The organism is Pseudomonas sp. AC242 (genome assembly GCF_979258655.1).
In genome coordinates this window covers 2,479,145-2,495,845 of sequence record NZ_OZ409873.1, presented here as the reverse complement: position 1 = coordinate 2,495,845, position 16,701 = coordinate 2,479,145, and the positions used below count along the sequence as shown (strand labels likewise).

The following is a 16,701-nucleotide window of genomic DNA, read 5'->3' as shown; positions in this document are numbered from 1 at the left end:
CATCCGCTGAAAATATCGAATCAACAAAACAGGAGATTTCCATGCCCGAGCCGTTGACCTCATCAGCCGCACCCGCTCGCTCCTGGTTCGCCCGATTCTCAGGCTCCGGGTGGGGCGGGCGCGTCTTCTGGTCAATTCTGATCGGCGTGACAATCTTCCTGCTGATTAGCGGGTATGGTGCCTTCGTCGGGACCAACAAACAGAATCTGTACTTCGCCTTTATCGGTGGCATGACCGGCTTCGCTGCCACGGCAATCGGTGCTGTCGTAGCGATCGCGTTACGAGACATCGCCGCCCGAACCCAAGACATCATGCTCGGCTTCGCCGCCGGAATGATGCTGGCCGCCAGTTCGTTTTCGCTGATTCTGCCGGGCATAGAAGCGGCTCAGGCGCTTTGCGGTAATCAGTTGCTCGCAGCCTGCGTCGTCGTTGCAGGATTGGGATTGGGCGTAGCGCTGATGGTCGGCCTTGATCGTTTCGTGCCTCACGAACACGAGAAAAGCGGACGCCGCGGGCCGGATGCGCAGCGCATCAATCGTGTCTGGTTGTTCGTTCTGGCAATCACACTGCATAACCTGCCGGAAGGCATGGCCATTGGCGTTAGCTTCGCCAACGGCGATATGAAGGTCGGACTGCCGCTGACCGCGGCGATCGCCATCCAAGATATTCCCGAAGGCTTGGCTGTCGCTCTGGCATTACGCGTGACAGGCATCTCGGCACTTCGCGCAGCGCTTATTGCAGTGGGTTCGGGGTTGATGGAACCCATTGGCGCCATTGTCGGACTGGGTATTTCCAGCAGCTTTGCATTGGGATATCCCATCGCGCTCGGTCTGGCAGCCGGGGCGATGATTTTTGTGGTGTCCCATGAGGTCATTCCCGAGACCCATCGCAACGGGCATGAGACCCCGGCCACGTTGGGACTGATGCTCGGCTTTGGGGTGATGATGTTCCTCGATACTGCTTTGGGTTAATCGCGAACCTGACCAATGGCGAGAACCCCTCACGCACTGGCTTTAACCTCAGCCTTGACCACTGATTTACGATAAGTCAGCAGAACGATGCCCGTGACCACGATCACCCCGCCGAGAATCTGTCCTTTACTGAGCATCTGGTCCAGCACAATCCAGCCCATCAGCAGCGTTGCCAATGGCTCGATGTTCATGACCGGCGCGTTGCGCGGCATGTCGAGGCGAGGCACCGAAATGAACAGGACGATAAAACCTGTGCCGTACAGCACCACCAGAGTGGCGAGGGCCAGCCATCCGGTCGAGGTCGCGGGCAGGTTCAATCCGCCGGGAAGGGCGCCCGTCAGCCCTGCCAGGTTGACGCTGCTGAACACGATGAAAATGGTCAGCAGACTGCGTACCGAGCCACGTACCTGAGACAACTTGTGGTCGGTGATCCACAGCGCGCAGGCGAACACGCTGGCGGCGCAGAATGCGAGCGCGACGCCGGTCAGCCATTGCGCACTGACGTCCGTCGTGGTCGAGAGACGCCCGGGGACATCCAGCACAAACACCAGGCCCAGTAGAATCAAACCCATCAACGTCGCGGTACGTGCGCTCGGTCGCGGGCCACCCAGTGCCCAGGTGAGCAATGCCAGCAGAATGGGGAATACGTTCGCCACCAGCAGGGCAAGCGCCACCGGCACCCGTGCGACAGCAGAGTAGAGGCACAGACTCTGCGCAGTGATCAGCAGCCCCAGCAACAGTTGCCAACGCCAGGCGCCCGCCGGCAAACGCAGGCTTTGTCTTTGCCACAGCACCAGGATGGCGAGCACCAGCAAGGTCCCGCCGGAACGCATCAAAATCGCCAGCAACACTCCCGCACCATCATCAAATGCGACTCGCGCCGCCACATGATTGCCGGCAAACGCACAGCCCATGCACAGCAGAATGATTACGGCGAGAAAGCGAGGGAAGGGTGGCGGTACGGTTTGCGCAGCGGTAGGGCGAGGCATGGCAGATCTCAGGATTGTTAGCCGTTCGAACGACTTGGTTTTTATTAGGTTGTCGTATAACTAGCCCGTTTTATCGCATTCGGCGACGTCGGGCAATAGACCTGAAAGCGCACAGCTACGCATAAGTTCAGCGTTATGGTGGATTTTTACCTATTTGATTAAATGTAGAGATCGTATGACTTGATAGGGCAGGGGCGCATCGGCCCCTGCTTCCAGGGATTTACACATTCATGAGATGCGGGTCTGCATTTGTTCAGGCATGAAATGGATAATCGATGTACCCACGCTGATCCCCACCGAAAAAGCTGCTCGGATCCGGCGCGTTGAGCGCCAGGCCATCGTGCAGCCGACGCGGCAAGTCAGGGTTGGCCAGGAACGGCCGGCCAAACGCGATGATGTCGGCACGATCGGCAATCAGCGCCTGTTCGGCAGATTGCGCATCGTAGCCGCCCGCCAGAATCAGCACGCCGTTCCACGTTTTGCGCAACTGGGCAATGATCGCGTCCCAGCGCGGGTCGAAATTTTCATCTTTGACTGTGCCGACCATCGCCGGCTCGACCAGGTGCAGGTAGGCCAGATTCCATTGGTTGAGCGCCTCGACGAGGTGGCCGAAGGTCGCCTCCGGAGTGTCATCACCCATGCCCATGAAACGCCCCATCGGCGTCAGGCGTACGCCGACCCGCTCGGCACCGACTTCTTCAGCCACGGCCGCAACCACTTCCAGCAGAAACCGCGCGCGATTCTCCACGCTGCCGCCGTAGGCATCGTCACGCTGATTGCTGTTGCTGTTAAGAAACTGGTCGAGCAGGTAACCGTTGCCGGCATGGATTTCCACACCGTCCATGCCCGCTTTCAGCGCGTTGCGCGCGGCCACGCGATAGTCCTCGACGATACCGGCGATTTCCGCCGTTTCCAGCGCGCGCGGCACCGGCACATCACCCCAGACACCGTTACCGTTTTCGTCGACGATAAACGTCTTGCCCGGCACCGGCACCGGCAGCGCGCTGGGCGCAACGGGCAGGCCGGCATCAGGTTGAAAGCTGGGGTGGGACACCCGACCGACGTGCCACAGCTGCATGAAGATCAGGCCGCCGGCTTCATGCACCGCAGCGCTGACGTCACGCCACGCCTCAACTTGCTCAGGACTGTAGATGCCCGGCGTCCAGGCGTAACCCTGAGCCTGCCGGGAGATTTGCGTGGCTTCGGTGATGATCAGCGCGGCACTGGCCCGCTGGCGGTAGTACTCGGCGTTCATCGGTGTCGGCACGTCGCCCGGTTGGCCGGCGCGTGAACGCGTCAACGGCGCCATCGCCACGCGATGGGCGAGGGTGTAAGGGCCGAGTGCAAGGGGTTGGAACAGACGACGGGTCATGGGTAGCTCCAGATTTCAATAAAAGGAATTCAAGCGCGGCAGCGGGGCCGCGAACCAGTGCCGCTAACTTAACCGCGCTCAGCGGGGCTGATAATCGGTGACCGGCGCTACGCTGTTTTGCGCGCAACGCAACGGCGCCCGTGCTTATCAGCGATGAACACGGGCGTGGTTCAGGCGGGTTGGTTTGAGCGCGTCAGCGGCAGGTTCAGCCAGCGCCGGCCCGTAGCGTTGGCGACGGCGTTGCCAAGAGCGGCGGCCATTGGCCCTTGAACGATTTCAGCGGCACCGAGGAAAGGTTGTCCCGGCTGGTCGAGCAAATGCACATCGACTTTTTTCGGCAGTTGTGTGAAACGCAGAATCGGATAACCGCTCCAGTCGTAACTGCGAATGCCCCCCGCGTCGTAAGCGACTTTTTCGTACAGGGTCCAGCTCGCGGACTGCACGATGCCGCCCTCGACCTGATTGCGCAGGCCGTCGGGGCTGACGATCTGGCCGACATCCACCGCCGTCACCACGTGTTCGATGCGAATCTCGCCGGTCTGCGGATGCACGCGAAGTTTCACCGCGATGGCGCAGTAACCCATGATGTTTTTGTAGCGGGCAAAGGCGAAACCGATACCGGCGCCGGGCTCGTTGCTTTTTTGCGGCCAACCGATCTCATCACGCACACGCTCTACGACCGCGCGAGCACGCGGGTCGCTGAGATGGTCCAGACGCAAGGCGACCGCGTCGATGCCGGCCCGGATCGCCAGCTCGTCGATACTCGCCTCGATGGCGAAGATGTTGATGTGCGCACCCAGCGAACGCATGGCCGAGGTACGAAAGGGCATTTCGGTGACGAAGGTCATGTTGATGCGCGTTGAGTTCAACTCGTACAGCGGCACCGCGTTGCGATCACCATCGCCTTCGGGCTGGGCGATCGGCACGGAGGGCGCCGAGGCGAAGGGCCGCGCGAGCAAGCGTGCCGGCAACAGACGCCCGGCGTTGACGATGCGTTCGTTGTGCGGCGTGGTCCAGAGTTCGTAGGCCCAATCCTGCAAACGGCCGTGGCTGAGACCAGCGTCAACTTCGGTGACCATCGCCGAGCTGTATGGCTCCCAAAGATTTTCCTGTTCGCGCATCCATTGCACGCGCACCGGCGTACCGGGCACGCGCAGCGCGATCAATGCCGCATCGGCGGCGGCATCATCGGCGCCGTTATGCCCGTAGCACCCTGAGCCTTCGGTATGAATACAGCGCACCCGCTCAGGTGGCAGACCGAGCATTTCGGCAATGCCGGCGCGCAGCGGGTAAACGCCTTGGGTGTGGGTCCAGACCGTGAGATTGCCGTCCTTGAACCAGGCCACCGCGCAAGACGGGCCGATCGAGCCGTGCATCAGATATTGCTTGGTGACCCGCGCCTGAAAACGCGTATCGGCCGCGCCGCTCGGCGTGCCACTGTTGCTGATCGGATAGCGCCGTGAGGGCAGGCGTTTGAGCAGGTCATGAATCTGCGCCGAATCAGGAATCGCCTCGCCGCTGCTCCACTGCGCGACTTCGCTGGCACGGCGCATGGCTTTGATCGCTTGCCACTCGTCACGGGCGAGCACCGCCAGATAGTTGCCGTCGCGGATCACCTTGACCACGCCATCCAACGCCTCGATGGACGCCGCATCGAATGCCTGCAACGTGCAGCCCGGACGGGGCGGGCGGATCACCCGCGCATGCAGCATGCCCGGCAGGCGCATGTCCTGGACGAATGCCGCGCCACCGCTGACCTTCGCCGGGATGTCGAGGCGCGGCAACGAATGGCCGATCAGTTTGAAATCAGCGGCGGCCATCGCCGGTGATTGAGCCTTGGCATATTGATGCACATCGACATGTTTGACCGCGTCGGCGTAACTCATCCGCTGACCAGCCGGGCCTTCGATCACACCGTCGCGGGTGCTCAGCAGCGCCTCATCAACCTGCCAACTACGCGCGGCGGCATTGACGAGCATTTCGCGCACCTGCGCGGCGGCGTTATACAACGCGGTACCGCTGTCGAAAATGCTGTGGCTGCCGGCGGTGTAGCCTTCGTTGGGTGTTAGCGCGGTGTCGGCGGTGAGCAAGTTGATGGAGGTGGCCGGCACCTGCAAACGCTCGGCGGCGATTTGCAGCAACGCGGTTTTCACCCCGGTACCCAGTTCGACCTTGCCGGTGTAAACGGTAATGCCATCGGCGCCGATGCGGATCCAGGCGTCGAGAAACGGGTTGGTGCGCAGGCTTCCGGGGAGGTCGGGCGCGAGAACCACGGTGCCGAGCGTATCGACTTCGGTATCCGCCAACACACGTCGCGCCACCGGCAGTAGGGTGAATGCCACCAGCAACGCGCCACCGCGCAAGAACGCGCGTCGGCTCGGGTTCAATTCATTCGACTCACTCATGTCAGGCTCCCATTGTCCCCGGCCACCTGTTTGATCGCCTCGATGATCCGCAAGTGCGTACCGCAGCGGCACAGATTGCCGGCCATGTGCTCGCGAATGGTTGCCTCATCCGGGTGTCGATTGTGCTCAAGCAACGCCTGCGCGCGCATCAGCATGCCGGCAATGCAGTAGCCGCATTGCGCGGCCTGTTTCTCGATGAACGCCGCTTGCAGAGGGCCAGGTTTTTCCGCGCTGCCGAGGCTTTCCACGGTGCGGATTTTTTTGCCTTCGAGGCCGGCGCAGGGTGTCAGGCAGGCGAACACCGGTTGATCATCGACGATCACCGTGCAGGCACCGCATTGCCCGAGACCGCAGCCGTATTTGGCACCGTTGAGGTTCAAGTGATTGCGCAGCGCATACAGCGGCGGCATGTCCGGCTCCAGCTCAAGCGGTTGCGCGGCTCCGTTGACGTTGAGGGTGATCTGGCTCATTTCGTCTCCTGACGTAACGCTTCAATAGTGGAAGAGAGGTCGGTCCACGGCTGATCGGGGCTGGCTTGCTGACGCAGATACGCGGCCAGTGCGCCGAGTTTCGCGTTGTCGAGGCTGGCGGCGAACGCAGGCATCAGCGGGCCGGGCGATCCGGGTGTAGCGGGCAAGCCTTCAAGTACGGTTTTGAGGAAGTTGCGCGAACTGGCCGCTTGCAGTGCCGAGGTATTTTGCAGGCCCGGGCGACCATCGAGGGTGCGCATCGGTGCCGCCGGGCCATGGCAACCGGCGCAGGCGCTGCTGAAGAGCAGGGCGCCGGTCGAGTGGTCTGCCGCTTCACTGGCAGGCGTCTTCGGCGTCGTCCCTGTCAGCGAACGCGGGTTTTCCAGACTGAGCAGGTATTCGGCAATCGCCTCGGCTTCACTGGCGGGCAAGCGGGCCAGACTCAAACTGACCGGACGCATCGGCCCGGCTGGTGTGCCGTGGCCATCGACGATCTCGGCGCGCAGATAGCCCACCAGTTGCTCACGACGCCACGGGTTGCCGCGCTGGCCCATGCCGACCAGCGCGGGCGCTTGCCAGCCATCGACGATGCCGCCCTGCAAATACTCCGAGGATTTTTCCGCGCCGATCAGGTTCAGCGGCGAATGGCAGCCGGCGCAGTGCCCCGGGCCGTCGACCAGATAACGCCCGCGATTCCATGCCTCGGTACGTCCCGCCAGCGGCGTCAGTGGCTCACCGTGCAGGAACAGCAGGTTCCAGAACGACACCAGCGGGCGAATGTTCATCGGAAAATTCATCTGGTTCTGCTCGGCCGGCGCGTGCACGGCGGGGCCGCTCATCAAGTAGGCATAAGCGTCGGCGATATCTGCTGCGCTCATGCGCCGGTAGTGCACGTAGGGGAACGCCGGATAGAGCAAGTGACCATCGCGAGCAATGCCCTGACGCATCGCCCGCTCGAAGGCCGGCAGTGACCATTGGCCGATACCGGTCTCTACATCCGGGGTGATGTTGGTGCTGTACAGCGTGCCGAACGGCGTTACCAGCGGCAGTCCGCCGGCCAGATATTCACCGCCGGGGCGGGTATGGCACACCGCACAATCGCCGGCCTCGACCACCCGCGCACCGCGTTGCAACTGCGCAACATCGAACAGTGTCGAGCGCTCGATTGGCGCAATCGCCGGGCGCCACATCAGCCAAACGGCGCCGATCAGGCCGAGCACGGCGACGACGGCCACGCTGATCCATAGCGTTCTGGACTTCAGAAATGAGCTGTTCATGGGACTGAGAAAAACGCGGCAGGCAATGGCAGAACGGATCGGATACGGGTCATGACAACGCTCCTTGTAACAGCCGGGGAAGGGCGCCGATGGGGACGACGGCGCCAGGGGCCAAAGCGTAGAGAAACCGTCTGCGCGGGAGAATCAGCGGCGCACGCAACAGCGCGTTGCGCGAGAAGCAACGCCTGCGCCGTTGCGCCGGACGCATCACTGCGTTGCCCGCCGCGTGGATTCTGCGCGTCGCAACAGGGCCGTAGCCTTGGCAGCACTTTCCTGAACTCAATGAGGTGTCATCATGCTCACGGGCAATCCGGTCATTGCGACCAACGCCGAACAGCCGGCTGGACTTTCCGGCCTGATGGTTGCGTTCCTGGCATTTTGCTGTGGCGCGGTCGTGGCCAATCTTTATTACGCACAGCCAATCGTCGAACTGATTGCGCCGCAGATCGGTCTGTCCAGCGCCAATGCCAGCCTGATCGTTTCGCTGACGCAGTTTGGCTACGCGCTGGGCCTGTTACTGCTGGTGCCACTGGCCGACCTGATGGAAAACCGCCGGCTGGTGGTCGGTTTCACCCTGGCGGCGAGCGTCACATTGCTGTGCGCCGGGCTGACTCATTCGCCGTCGATGTTCCTGGTGTTGTCTTTGCTCATCGGTCTGACGTCGGTGGCTGTGCAGATCCTTGTGCCGCTGGCGGCGCACCTGGCGCCCGAGGCCAGCCGTGCCCGCGTCGTCGGCAATATCATGAGCGGCCTGTTGCTGGGCATTCTGTTGTCACGGCCACTGTCGAGCCTGCTGGTTGAAGTGTTCGGCTGGCGCGGGGTGTTTTACAGCGCATCAGCCCTGATGGCCGTCATCGCTCTGATTACCGCTGTGGCACTGCCGCGTCGACTGCCGACGCATAAGGCCTCTTATGCTGCGCTGATTGGTTCGGTGTTTGCCTTGGCCCGACGCTATCCGCTGTTGCGTCAGCGCTCGCTGTATCAGGGTTTACTGTTTGCCAGTTTCAGTCTGTTCTGGACCCTCGCACCGATTGAACTGATGCGTCACCACGGCTTCACTCAGGCCCACGTGGCGATCTTCGCGCTGGTCGGTGCCGTGGGTGCCATTGCCGCGCCGATTGCCGGGCGTCTGGCCGATGCCGGGCATGGTCGTCGCGGCACGCTGGTCGCATTGCTGTTGGCGCCGGTTTCGCTGTTGATCGCCGCACTCCCGGGCAGCGGCTATGTCTGGCTGGTGGTGTGCGCGGTGCTGCTGGATTTCGCTGTGCAATTGAACATGGTGCTCGGCCAGCGTGAGGTGTACGCCCTCGATCCCCACAGCCGTGCGCGCCTGAACGCCGTGTACATGACCAGCATTTTCGTCGGCGGCGCGCTGGGCTCACTGGTCGCCAGTCCGCTGTACGAGCACTTCGGCTGGAACCTGTCCGCCGTCGCGGTGGCGCTGCTGCCAGCGCTGGCGCTCGGGTTGTTCCTGAGCCGCAAGGCCGATGTCTGAACATCCGGCAAGTGCGGGCAAGCACGGCGGTACAAGACGTCGGGGGAACAGTGATGCACAATCGTCAGCGTTCCCTTTCGACCGGACCCCGCTTATGGACAAGTTGCTGGCACTGAAGATGTTTGTGGAAACCGTGCGCTGCGGGGGCTATTCCTCGGCAGCGCGCAAACTCGGGATATCCACGTCGTCAGTGACACGGCAAGTGGCCGGGCTGGAGCACGAGTTGGGCGCGAGCCTGCTCAATCGCACCACGCGCAACACCAGCGTGACCGTTGCCGGCCAGACCTATTTCGAAAAAGCCGTGGCGATTCTCGACGCGATCGACGAAGCCGATGCTGTCGTCGCCGATCGTGGCGCCGAAGCGCAAGGCCGTCTGCGCATCAGCGTGCCGGTGGAGTTCGGCCGACGCCTGATCGCGCCGCACCTGAGCCGTTTGCTTGAACGGCATCCGGGCCTGGAGATCAGTCTGTCGCTGAGCGATCAGGTCAGCGACCTGCTCAGCGAACAGATCGATGTTTCCGTGCGGCTGGGATCGTCCGTGGTCAGTGAAGACATTGTCAGCAAACGCGTGGGGCAGTTCGAACGCTGGGTGGTCGCGAGTCCGGCGTATCTGGCGCGTAGCGCGGCGCTCTGTCATCCACGGGATTTGCTGGAGCAGCAATGCCTGCGTTTCGATTACGGCGGCACCCACCAGCACTGGACCTTTCAGAATGAAGACGCGCCCATTCAACTCAACGTCCACGGGCGCCTGCAAAGCAACAACGCCGACATTCTGCGCGAAGCCGCCATCGGCGGCGGTGGAGTTACGCTACTGGCCGACTGGCTGGTGCGCGACGACGTCGCAGCCGGCCGGCTGACCCGCTTGCTTGAGCAGTACGAGGTCAATCCCGGCAGTGCCAGCACGTGCATCAACGCGTTGTATTTACCCAATCACCGTGGCTCCAGCCGGATCAATGTGTTTATCGATTTCCTCATGGAAATTCTCAGCCCGTCGCCGGCACCCGCAGCGTGACCCCTACGGCTCAACGGCGCCCGGTCCGCGTACTCACATCCACCCAAACCGCCAACACCAGAATGCTGCCCTTGACGATCATCTGCCAGTAGCTGTCGACATCGAGCATCGACATGCCGTTGTCCAGACTGGTGATGACCAGCGCGCCGAGGAGGGCGCCGTACACCGTGCCGGAACCGCCGCGCATGGAAGTACCGCCGATAAAGCACGCGGCGATGGCGTCGAGTTCGCCCATGCTGCCGGCCGAAGGTGAACCGGCGGCCAGGCGCGCGGTATTGACCACGCCGGCGAGGGCGCACATCACGCCCATGATCCCGAAGATCCACAGCTTCACCGCCTGCACATTGATTCCGGACAGACGCGTCGCTTCCATATTGCTGCCCACAGCGTAGACACGGCGACCGAACACGGTCTGGCTGGTCACGTAGCTGAACACACCGAGCAGAATCAGCAGCAACAAGACCGGCACGGGAATGCCGTCGTAGCTGTTCAGCGTCTGCACGAAACCGGTCAGCACGGCACCGATCACCAAGACGCGGATGACATCACGCACCAACGAATGTGCCGCGAGACCGTGAAGGGCGCGATTGCGCCGTTGTTTCCAGGTGAGGAACACGGTCAGCGCAAACAGCAGAACGCCGAGACCAGTGCCGATCGCGTGGGGCAGGTAACCCTGGCCGATGTAGACCAGCTCCGACGATACCGGCGCGATGGTCGTGCCGCCGGTAATCCCCAGCAGAATCCCGCGGAACGCCAACATGCCGCCCAGACCGACGATGAACGAAGGAATGCGCAAGTAAGCCGTCATGTAGCCGTTGGCGAGGCCAATCATCAGCCCGCAGAGGGCGACCAGACTCAGATTCGCCAGCAGCGGAATGTGGTAGACCACATCAAGAATCGCCGCGAGGCCACCGAGCAGGCCGAGCAATGAGCCGACTGACAAATCGATCTCGCCGCTGATGATCACCAGCACCATGCCGCAGGCAAGAATGCCGGTAATCGACATCTGCCGCAGCAGATTGGACAGGTTGCGCGGAGTGAGGAATCCGCCTTCGGTCTGCCAGCTGAAGAACAGCCAGATCAGCACCACGGCAAACACCAGCGCGAGCATTTTGTAGCGGGTGAACAGTTGTTTGACCTGATTCATTTACGCGGTTTTCCGATCATTATTGTTATGGCTGCCAGGCTGGCTGAGTGCGGCGGCGAGCACCTGCTCTTGTGTCAGATCATGGTTGATGAAGTCACCACGCAACTGGCCTTCGCCGATCACCAGCACGCGGTCGGAAACGCCGAGCACTTCGGCCAGCTCCGACGAGACCATGATGATCGACACGCCGGCGGCGGCCAGCGCGCCCATCAACTTGTAGATTTCGTATTTGGCGCCGACATCGACGCCTCGGGTCGGCTCATCGAGAATCAGCACCCGAGGTCTGGCCAAGAGCATCTTGGCCAGCACGGCTTTTTGTTGATTGCCGCCCGAGAGGCTGGTGATCGGCAGGAACGGGCTGGCGGTTTTGAGGTGCAGGCGCGAAATTTCCTTATCGATGCTGCCCAGTTCGGCTTCGGCGTCGATGCGGGTCAGTTTCGAGTAGTTGTCCAGCACGGCGAGGGTGATGTTCTGACCGACGCCCAGGTCCGGAATGATGCCTTGGCGCTTGCGGTCTTCCGGCACCAGGCACAGGCCGGCGCGGATTGATTTGAGCGGCGTGCGCGTGTCGATGGGTTGCCCGTCCAGCCAGACTTCGCCCTCGTGGCGACCGGGGTAAGCGCCGTAGAGTGCGGTCACCAGTTCGGTACGGCCGGCACCGACCAGACCGGCGATGCCGAGGATTTCCCCGCGCTTGAGGACGAAGGAAATGTCGTCGACCCGTTTGCGCTTGGGGTTATCGACGTCGTAGCAGGTGATGTGGCGGGCCTCGAAAATCACCTCGCCAATGTCGTGTGGTTCGCTGGGGTAGAGATTGCTCATTTCCCGCCCGACCATCTGAGTGATGATCTGCGCAATGTCCATGTCGGCCATGGCGGTGGTGGCGATGTGTTTGCCGTCGCGGATCACCGAAATGGTGTCGCACACGGCGGCCACTTCATCGAGCTTGTGCGAGATGTAGACGCAGGCCACGCCTTTGGCTTTGAGGTCGCGGATGATGTCCAGCAACACCTCGATTTCCGAACGGCTCAAGGCTGATGAAGGCTCGTCGAGGATCAGCAGTCGGGCCTTTTTATTGAGGGCCTTGGCGATTTCCACCAGTTGCTGATAGCCGCCGCCGTACTGCGACACCGGCAGCGCTACGTTCATGTCGGGGACTTTCAATTCGCGCATCAGCGCTTCGGCGCGGTGGATCATCGCCGGGTAATTCATGCGTCCGCCGGGCAGCGTCAGTTCATGGCCCATGAAAATGTTTTCGGCCACCGACAGGTCGGGCACCAGCGTCAGCTCCTGGTGAATGATGACGATACCGGCGGCTTCCGTTTCACTGATCGATTGCGCCCTGAGCGGTTGCCCGTCCCAGAGGATTTCACCGTCCCAGGTGCCGTGGGGGTAGACCGCCGAAAGGATTTTCATCAGCGTGGATTTGCCGGCGCCATTCTCGCCGCACAGGCCAACGCACTCGCCGGGCCTGACCTTGATGTCGATGCCGTTGAGGGCTTTGACACCGCCGAAGGTTTTGACGATGCCGTTCATTTGCAGCAGATAGTCGGACATGGGCAGGGCTCGTATATCAAAGACTCACACACCACTGAACCTGTGTGGGAGCGAGCATGCTCGCGAAAGCGTCGGTTCAGACAATGCTTCGTTGACTGACACAACGCCTTCGCGAGCAGGCTCGCTCCCACAAGGGTTTTCGCATTACCGGAGATCACTTCCCGGCGATTTGCGCCTTGGTGTAGAAGCCGTCCTGTTCGAGCAGGTCGATGTTGTCCTTGGTCAGCGGGGTTGGCGTGAGCAGGATGGTGTCGACCTTTTTGCTGCCGTTGTCGTACTGCGAGCTGAAAGCGGGCTTTTCATTGCGCGCCAGTTGTACCGAGAGCTTGGCGGCTTCGGTGGCGATGAGTTTCAGTGGCTTGTACACGGTCATGGTTTGCGTGCCGGCGATCACACGTTTGACTGCGGCAAGGTCAGCATCCTGTCCGGAAATCGGCACCTTGCCGGCCAGTTGCTGCGCCGCCAGTGCCTGAATGGCTCCGCCGGCCGTGGCGTCGTTGGAAGCGACGATGCCGTCGATTTTGTTGTCGTTGCGGGTCAAGGCGTTTTCAACAATGCTCAGCGCTTCGGTCGGGTTCCATTCCTTCACCCACTGTTGGCCGACAATCTTGATATCGCCCTTGTCGATGGCCGGTTGCAGCACTTTCATCTGGCCTTCGCGGAGGATTTTGGCGTTGTTGTCGGTGGGCGCACCACCGAGCAAAAAGTAATTGCCCTTGGGCGCCGCTTTCAGCACACCGCTGGCCTGCATCTCGCCGACTTTTTCGTTATCGAAGGAAATGTAGGCGTCGACATCAGCGTTGAGAATCAGTCGATCGTAGGAGACGACTTTGATCCCGGCTTTCTTCGCTTCGGCCACTGCGTTGGTCAGTACCGTGGCATTGAACGGCACGATGACGATAACATCGACGCCCCGGGAGATGAGGTTTTCGATCTGCGAAATCTGCTTCTGCTCGTTGGCATCGGCCGACTGTACGAAGACCTTGGCGTCCATTTTTTCCGCTGCCGCGACGAAGTAATCACGGTCACGCGACCAGCGTTCCAGTCGCAGGTCATCAATGGAGAAACCGATTTTCGGGTGGGCAGCGTCAGCCAGCACCGGCAGAGACAGCAAGGCCAGGGCAGTGGCCAATAGCGTGCGTTTTACGTTCTTCATAGTGGGGCGTCCTTTTATTGTTGTTGGAAAGACACGGCCTGACGATGAGTATCGGGCTGGTAAAACTGTAGAGAATCCGCAGACGCCGCAGGCACAGATTTGTCGTAGAAATGTCACCGCGTCGATGCGCCCGCAGACTCCCTGTGTGATCAGCGATAGATAAAGCGGTTGACGACGTTTTCGAGCATTTCCTGGCGGCCGCTGACCGCTTGCGGGTTCAACTCGTTGGTGAACGCGTGCTCGGCCAACGACTCAAGGTTGAAGTCACCCGCCATCACCGCCTGCCCGAACGGCTGCTGCCAGCCGGCGTAGCGTTGATCCTTCAGCCGTTGCAGTTCGTCGTTCTGCACCATGGCCGCGGCGCGCTCCAATGACAGGGCAAGAACGTCCATGGCACCGACGTGGCCATGGAACAGATCAATCTGATCAAGGCTTTGCCGGCGAACCTTGGAGTCGAAGTTGAAACCGCCATTCTTGAAGCCGCCAGCCTTGAGGATTTCATAGGTGGCCAAGGTCATTTCTTCGACGCTGTTAGGGAATTGATCGGTGTCCCAGCCGTTTTGCGGATCGCCACGGTTGGCGTCGATGCTGCCGAAAATCCCCAGCGAGACCGCCGTGGCAATCTCATGATGGAAACTATGCCCGGCCAGGGTCGCGTGGTTGGCCTCAATGTTGACCTTGATTTCGTGTTCCAGACCGAACTGCTGGAGAAAGCCGAACACGGTGGCGCTGTCGTAATCGTATTGGTGTTTGGTCGGCTCCTGCGGTTTGGGCTCGATCAGCAGGTCGCCGGTGAAACCGATCTTGTGCTTGTGCTCGACCACCATGCGCATAAAGCGGCCCAGCTGTTCGCGTTCACGCTTCAAGTCCGTGTTGAGCAGGGTTTCGTAGCCTTCGCGGCCGCCCCACAACACGTAGTTGGCGCCTTTAAGGCGATGGGTCGCGTTCATGGCGCTGAACACCTGAGCAGCGGCGCAGGCGAACACTTCTGGATCCGGGTTGCTCGCGGCGCCGGCAGCGAAACGCGGGTTGCTGAAGCAGTTGGCGGTGCCCCACAGCAGCTTGATGCCGCTGGCTTCCTGGTGTTGCTCGAGGTGATCGACCATTTGCGCGAAGTGGTTGCGGTACTCCCTTAAAGACAGACCTTCCGGGGCGACATCCGTGTCATGGAAGCAGTAATAGTCGATACCCAGTTTGGAGAAAAATTCGAAGGCGGCGGCTGCTTTGCCGATCGCCAGTTCCATGGGATCGCCAGCGTGTTGCCATGGCCGTTTGAACGTCCCCGCACCGAACACATCGGAACCCGGCCAGACGAACGTGTGCCAGTAACAGGCGGCCATGCGCAGGTGTTCGCGCATGGGTTTACCGAGGATGAGTTTGTCGGCGTCATAGTGGCGAAAGGAGAGGGGAGAATCGCTATCCGGGCCTTCGTAGCGAATCGCATCGACATCGGGAAAATACTGCATGGACCTTGTCCTTGTTGTTCTTGGCGGTGTCTCGATACTAGCAACGGCCCTGTACCCGCTGATTATGAAAAACATCAACACGGGGTGCGATTTTGCGTATTGAGCTTCTTCGGCCACGCGCCTAGTCTGTGCAAACCGTCTCCTTGAGAAGGGGGCCTCGAACAAGCCTGAAAACAATGAAAACCGTACCGCCTGTTCACCGCATCGCCCTTTTGTTCAACGGCAGCAAGATCTACGACCGAGGCATCATCAGCGGCATCGGCAACTACCTGAGCAGCACCCGTGCTTCCTGGGACCTGTTTCTCGAGGAGGACTTTCTCTGTCGTTTGAAAGGGATCGAACGCTGGCAGGGGGACGGGATCATTGCCGACTTCGACGATCCGCTGATTGGCGAGGCGTTGGCCGATATCCAGATGCCGGTGGTAGCAGTAGGGGGCTCGTACGAGGATAAACGCGCTTATCCGAAAGCGATTCCCTACGTCGCCACCGATAACAACGCGCTGATGACGCTGGCCTACAAGCATTTGATCGAGGCGGGACTGCAGCGCTTTGCCTGCTTCAGCCTGCCGGAAGCGCAAGCCAATCGCTGGGCGCAAGAGCGGGAAAAAGCCTTTCGCAAACTAATGAAGCGCGACGGCCTGCACGGCGAAATCTATCGCGGCATGGGCACCAGCGCACCGCTCTGGGACAGCGCCGTCGAACAGTTGATCGCCTGGCTGCAAAGCCTGCCCAAACCCATCGGCATCATCGCCGTCAGCGACGCCCGCGCCCGCCAGTTGCTGCAAGCCTGCCTGACCGCCGGCATTGCCGTGCCGGAGCAGGTGGCACTGATCGGCATCGACAATGATCCGCTGACCCGCAGCCTGACCCGCGTGCCGCTGAGTTCGGTCATTCAGGGCACGGAAACCATGGGCCGTACCGCCGCGCAATTACTCCATCAGATGCTCCATGGAATGCCGTCCACCGGTACACAAATCCTGATTCCTCCCGATGCGGTCAACGTGCAGGTGTCGAGTTTGCACCAGCCATTGGGTAATCCCTACGTCATGCAGGCGCTGCTGTTCATCCGCCAATATGCTTGCCAAGGCATTAAAACGGCGCAGGTGGCGGCTTATGTTGGTGTTTCGCGTTCGTCACTTGAAGCGCATTTTCGTGCTGAGCGAGGCTGTAGCGTGCATGACGAGATTTTGCGTTTCAAATTGGCAGCGGCGACTAGCGGCCTTAAAGATGCAGATTCAGTGATTGCCGACGTTGCGCGCAGTTGTGGGTTTAAATCTGCGCAGTATCTGCACACGGTGTTTCGGCGGGAGTTTGGCTGCACGCCGCGGGAGTATCAGCAAGGAGCAGGGATGCGCTGATGGAATACCGGAAATGAGGTTAGAGT

Annotated in this window: 13 protein-coding genes; 4 read left to right on the top strand and 9 right to left on the bottom strand. The window is 61.1% G+C overall.

Annotated elements, in window-relative coordinates:
• Positions 1-41: 41 nt before the first annotated feature.
• Positions 42-971, top strand: a complete 930-nt coding sequence (locus ACZZ0A_RS11285) for a ZIP family metal transporter (RefSeq protein ID WP_463543071.1) — start codon at positions 42-44, stop codon at positions 969-971.
• Positions 972-1,000: 29 nt separating this feature from the next.
• On the opposite strand, the gene ACZZ0A_RS11280 is transcribed toward ACZZ0A_RS11285, so the two are convergent.
• From ACZZ0A_RS11280 to ACZZ0A_RS11260, 5 genes are all read right to left on the bottom strand, one after another.
• Positions 1,001-1,960 (bottom strand): EamA family transporter, encoded by a 960-nt coding sequence (locus tag ACZZ0A_RS11280; protein WP_463543070.1) that lies wholly within the window; start codon positions 1,958-1,960, stop codon positions 1,001-1,003.
• Between the two features lie 253 nt (positions 1,961-2,213).
• Positions 2,214-3,332 carry an alkene reductase gene (locus ACZZ0A_RS11275; protein ID WP_463543069.1) on the bottom strand — a complete coding sequence of 373 codons (1,119 nt, stop codon included), beginning with the start codon at positions 3,330-3,332 and terminating at the stop codon, positions 2,214-2,216.
• Between the two features lie 170 nt (positions 3,333-3,502).
• Positions 3,503-5,737: a xanthine dehydrogenase family protein molybdopterin-binding subunit gene (locus ACZZ0A_RS11270; protein ID WP_463543068.1), complete on the bottom strand. Its 2,235-nt coding sequence runs from the start codon at positions 5,735-5,737 to the stop codon at positions 3,503-3,505.
• Positions 5,734-6,207, bottom strand: coding sequence for a (2Fe-2S)-binding protein (locus ACZZ0A_RS11265; protein WP_463543067.1), 474 nt, complete (start codon positions 6,205-6,207; stop codon positions 5,734-5,736). Before ACZZ0A_RS11265 ends, ACZZ0A_RS11270 begins: the two co-directional genes overlap by 4 nt.
• Positions 6,204-7,484 (bottom strand): c-type cytochrome, encoded by a 1,281-nt coding sequence (locus tag ACZZ0A_RS11260; RefSeq protein WP_463543066.1) that lies wholly within the window; start codon positions 7,482-7,484, stop codon positions 6,204-6,206. Before ACZZ0A_RS11260 ends, ACZZ0A_RS11265 begins: the two co-directional genes overlap by 4 nt.
• A 295-nt stretch (positions 7,485-7,779) precedes the next feature.
• On the opposite strand from ACZZ0A_RS11260, the gene ACZZ0A_RS11255 reads away from it, so the two are divergent.
• Positions 7,780-8,979 (top strand): MFS transporter, encoded by a 1,200-nt coding sequence (locus tag ACZZ0A_RS11255; RefSeq protein WP_463543065.1) that lies wholly within the window; start codon positions 7,780-7,782, stop codon positions 8,977-8,979.
• Between the two features lie 94 nt (positions 8,980-9,073).
• A complete protein-coding gene (locus tag ACZZ0A_RS11250) occupies positions 9,074-9,991 on the top strand; it encodes a LysR family transcriptional regulator (RefSeq protein WP_463543064.1) in 918 nt (305 codons plus the stop codon).
• A gap of 10 nt (positions 9,992-10,001) precedes the next feature.
• On the opposite strand, the gene ACZZ0A_RS11245 is transcribed toward ACZZ0A_RS11250, so the two are convergent.
• From ACZZ0A_RS11245 to xylA, 4 genes are all read right to left on the bottom strand, one after another.
• Entirely contained in the window at positions 10,002-11,138 is a 1,137-nt protein-coding gene (locus ACZZ0A_RS11245; protein WP_463543063.1) for a sugar ABC transporter permease, read from the bottom strand.
• Positions 11,139-12,695 carry a D-xylose ABC transporter ATP-binding protein gene (gene xylG / locus ACZZ0A_RS11240; protein WP_463543062.1) on the bottom strand — a complete coding sequence of 519 codons (1,557 nt, stop codon included), beginning with the start codon at positions 12,693-12,695 and terminating at the stop codon, positions 11,139-11,141.
• A gap of 154 nt (positions 12,696-12,849) precedes the next feature.
• Positions 12,850-13,851, bottom strand: coding sequence for a D-xylose ABC transporter substrate-binding protein (gene xylF / locus ACZZ0A_RS11235; RefSeq protein WP_095112164.1), 1,002 nt, complete (start codon positions 13,849-13,851; stop codon positions 12,850-12,852).
• Between the two features lie 149 nt (positions 13,852-14,000).
• Positions 14,001-15,317 carry a xylose isomerase gene (gene xylA / locus ACZZ0A_RS11230; RefSeq protein ID WP_463543061.1) on the bottom strand — a complete coding sequence of 439 codons (1,317 nt, stop codon included), beginning with the start codon at positions 15,315-15,317 and terminating at the stop codon, positions 14,001-14,003.
• A gap of 176 nt (positions 15,318-15,493) precedes the next feature.
• Between xylA and ACZZ0A_RS11225 the strand changes: the two genes are divergently transcribed.
• On the top strand, positions 15,494-16,675 hold the full coding sequence (locus ACZZ0A_RS11225) for a XylR family transcriptional regulator (protein ID WP_447785432.1): 1,182 nt from the start codon (positions 15,494-15,496) through the stop codon (positions 16,673-16,675).
• Positions 16,676-16,701 lie beyond the last annotated feature (26 nt).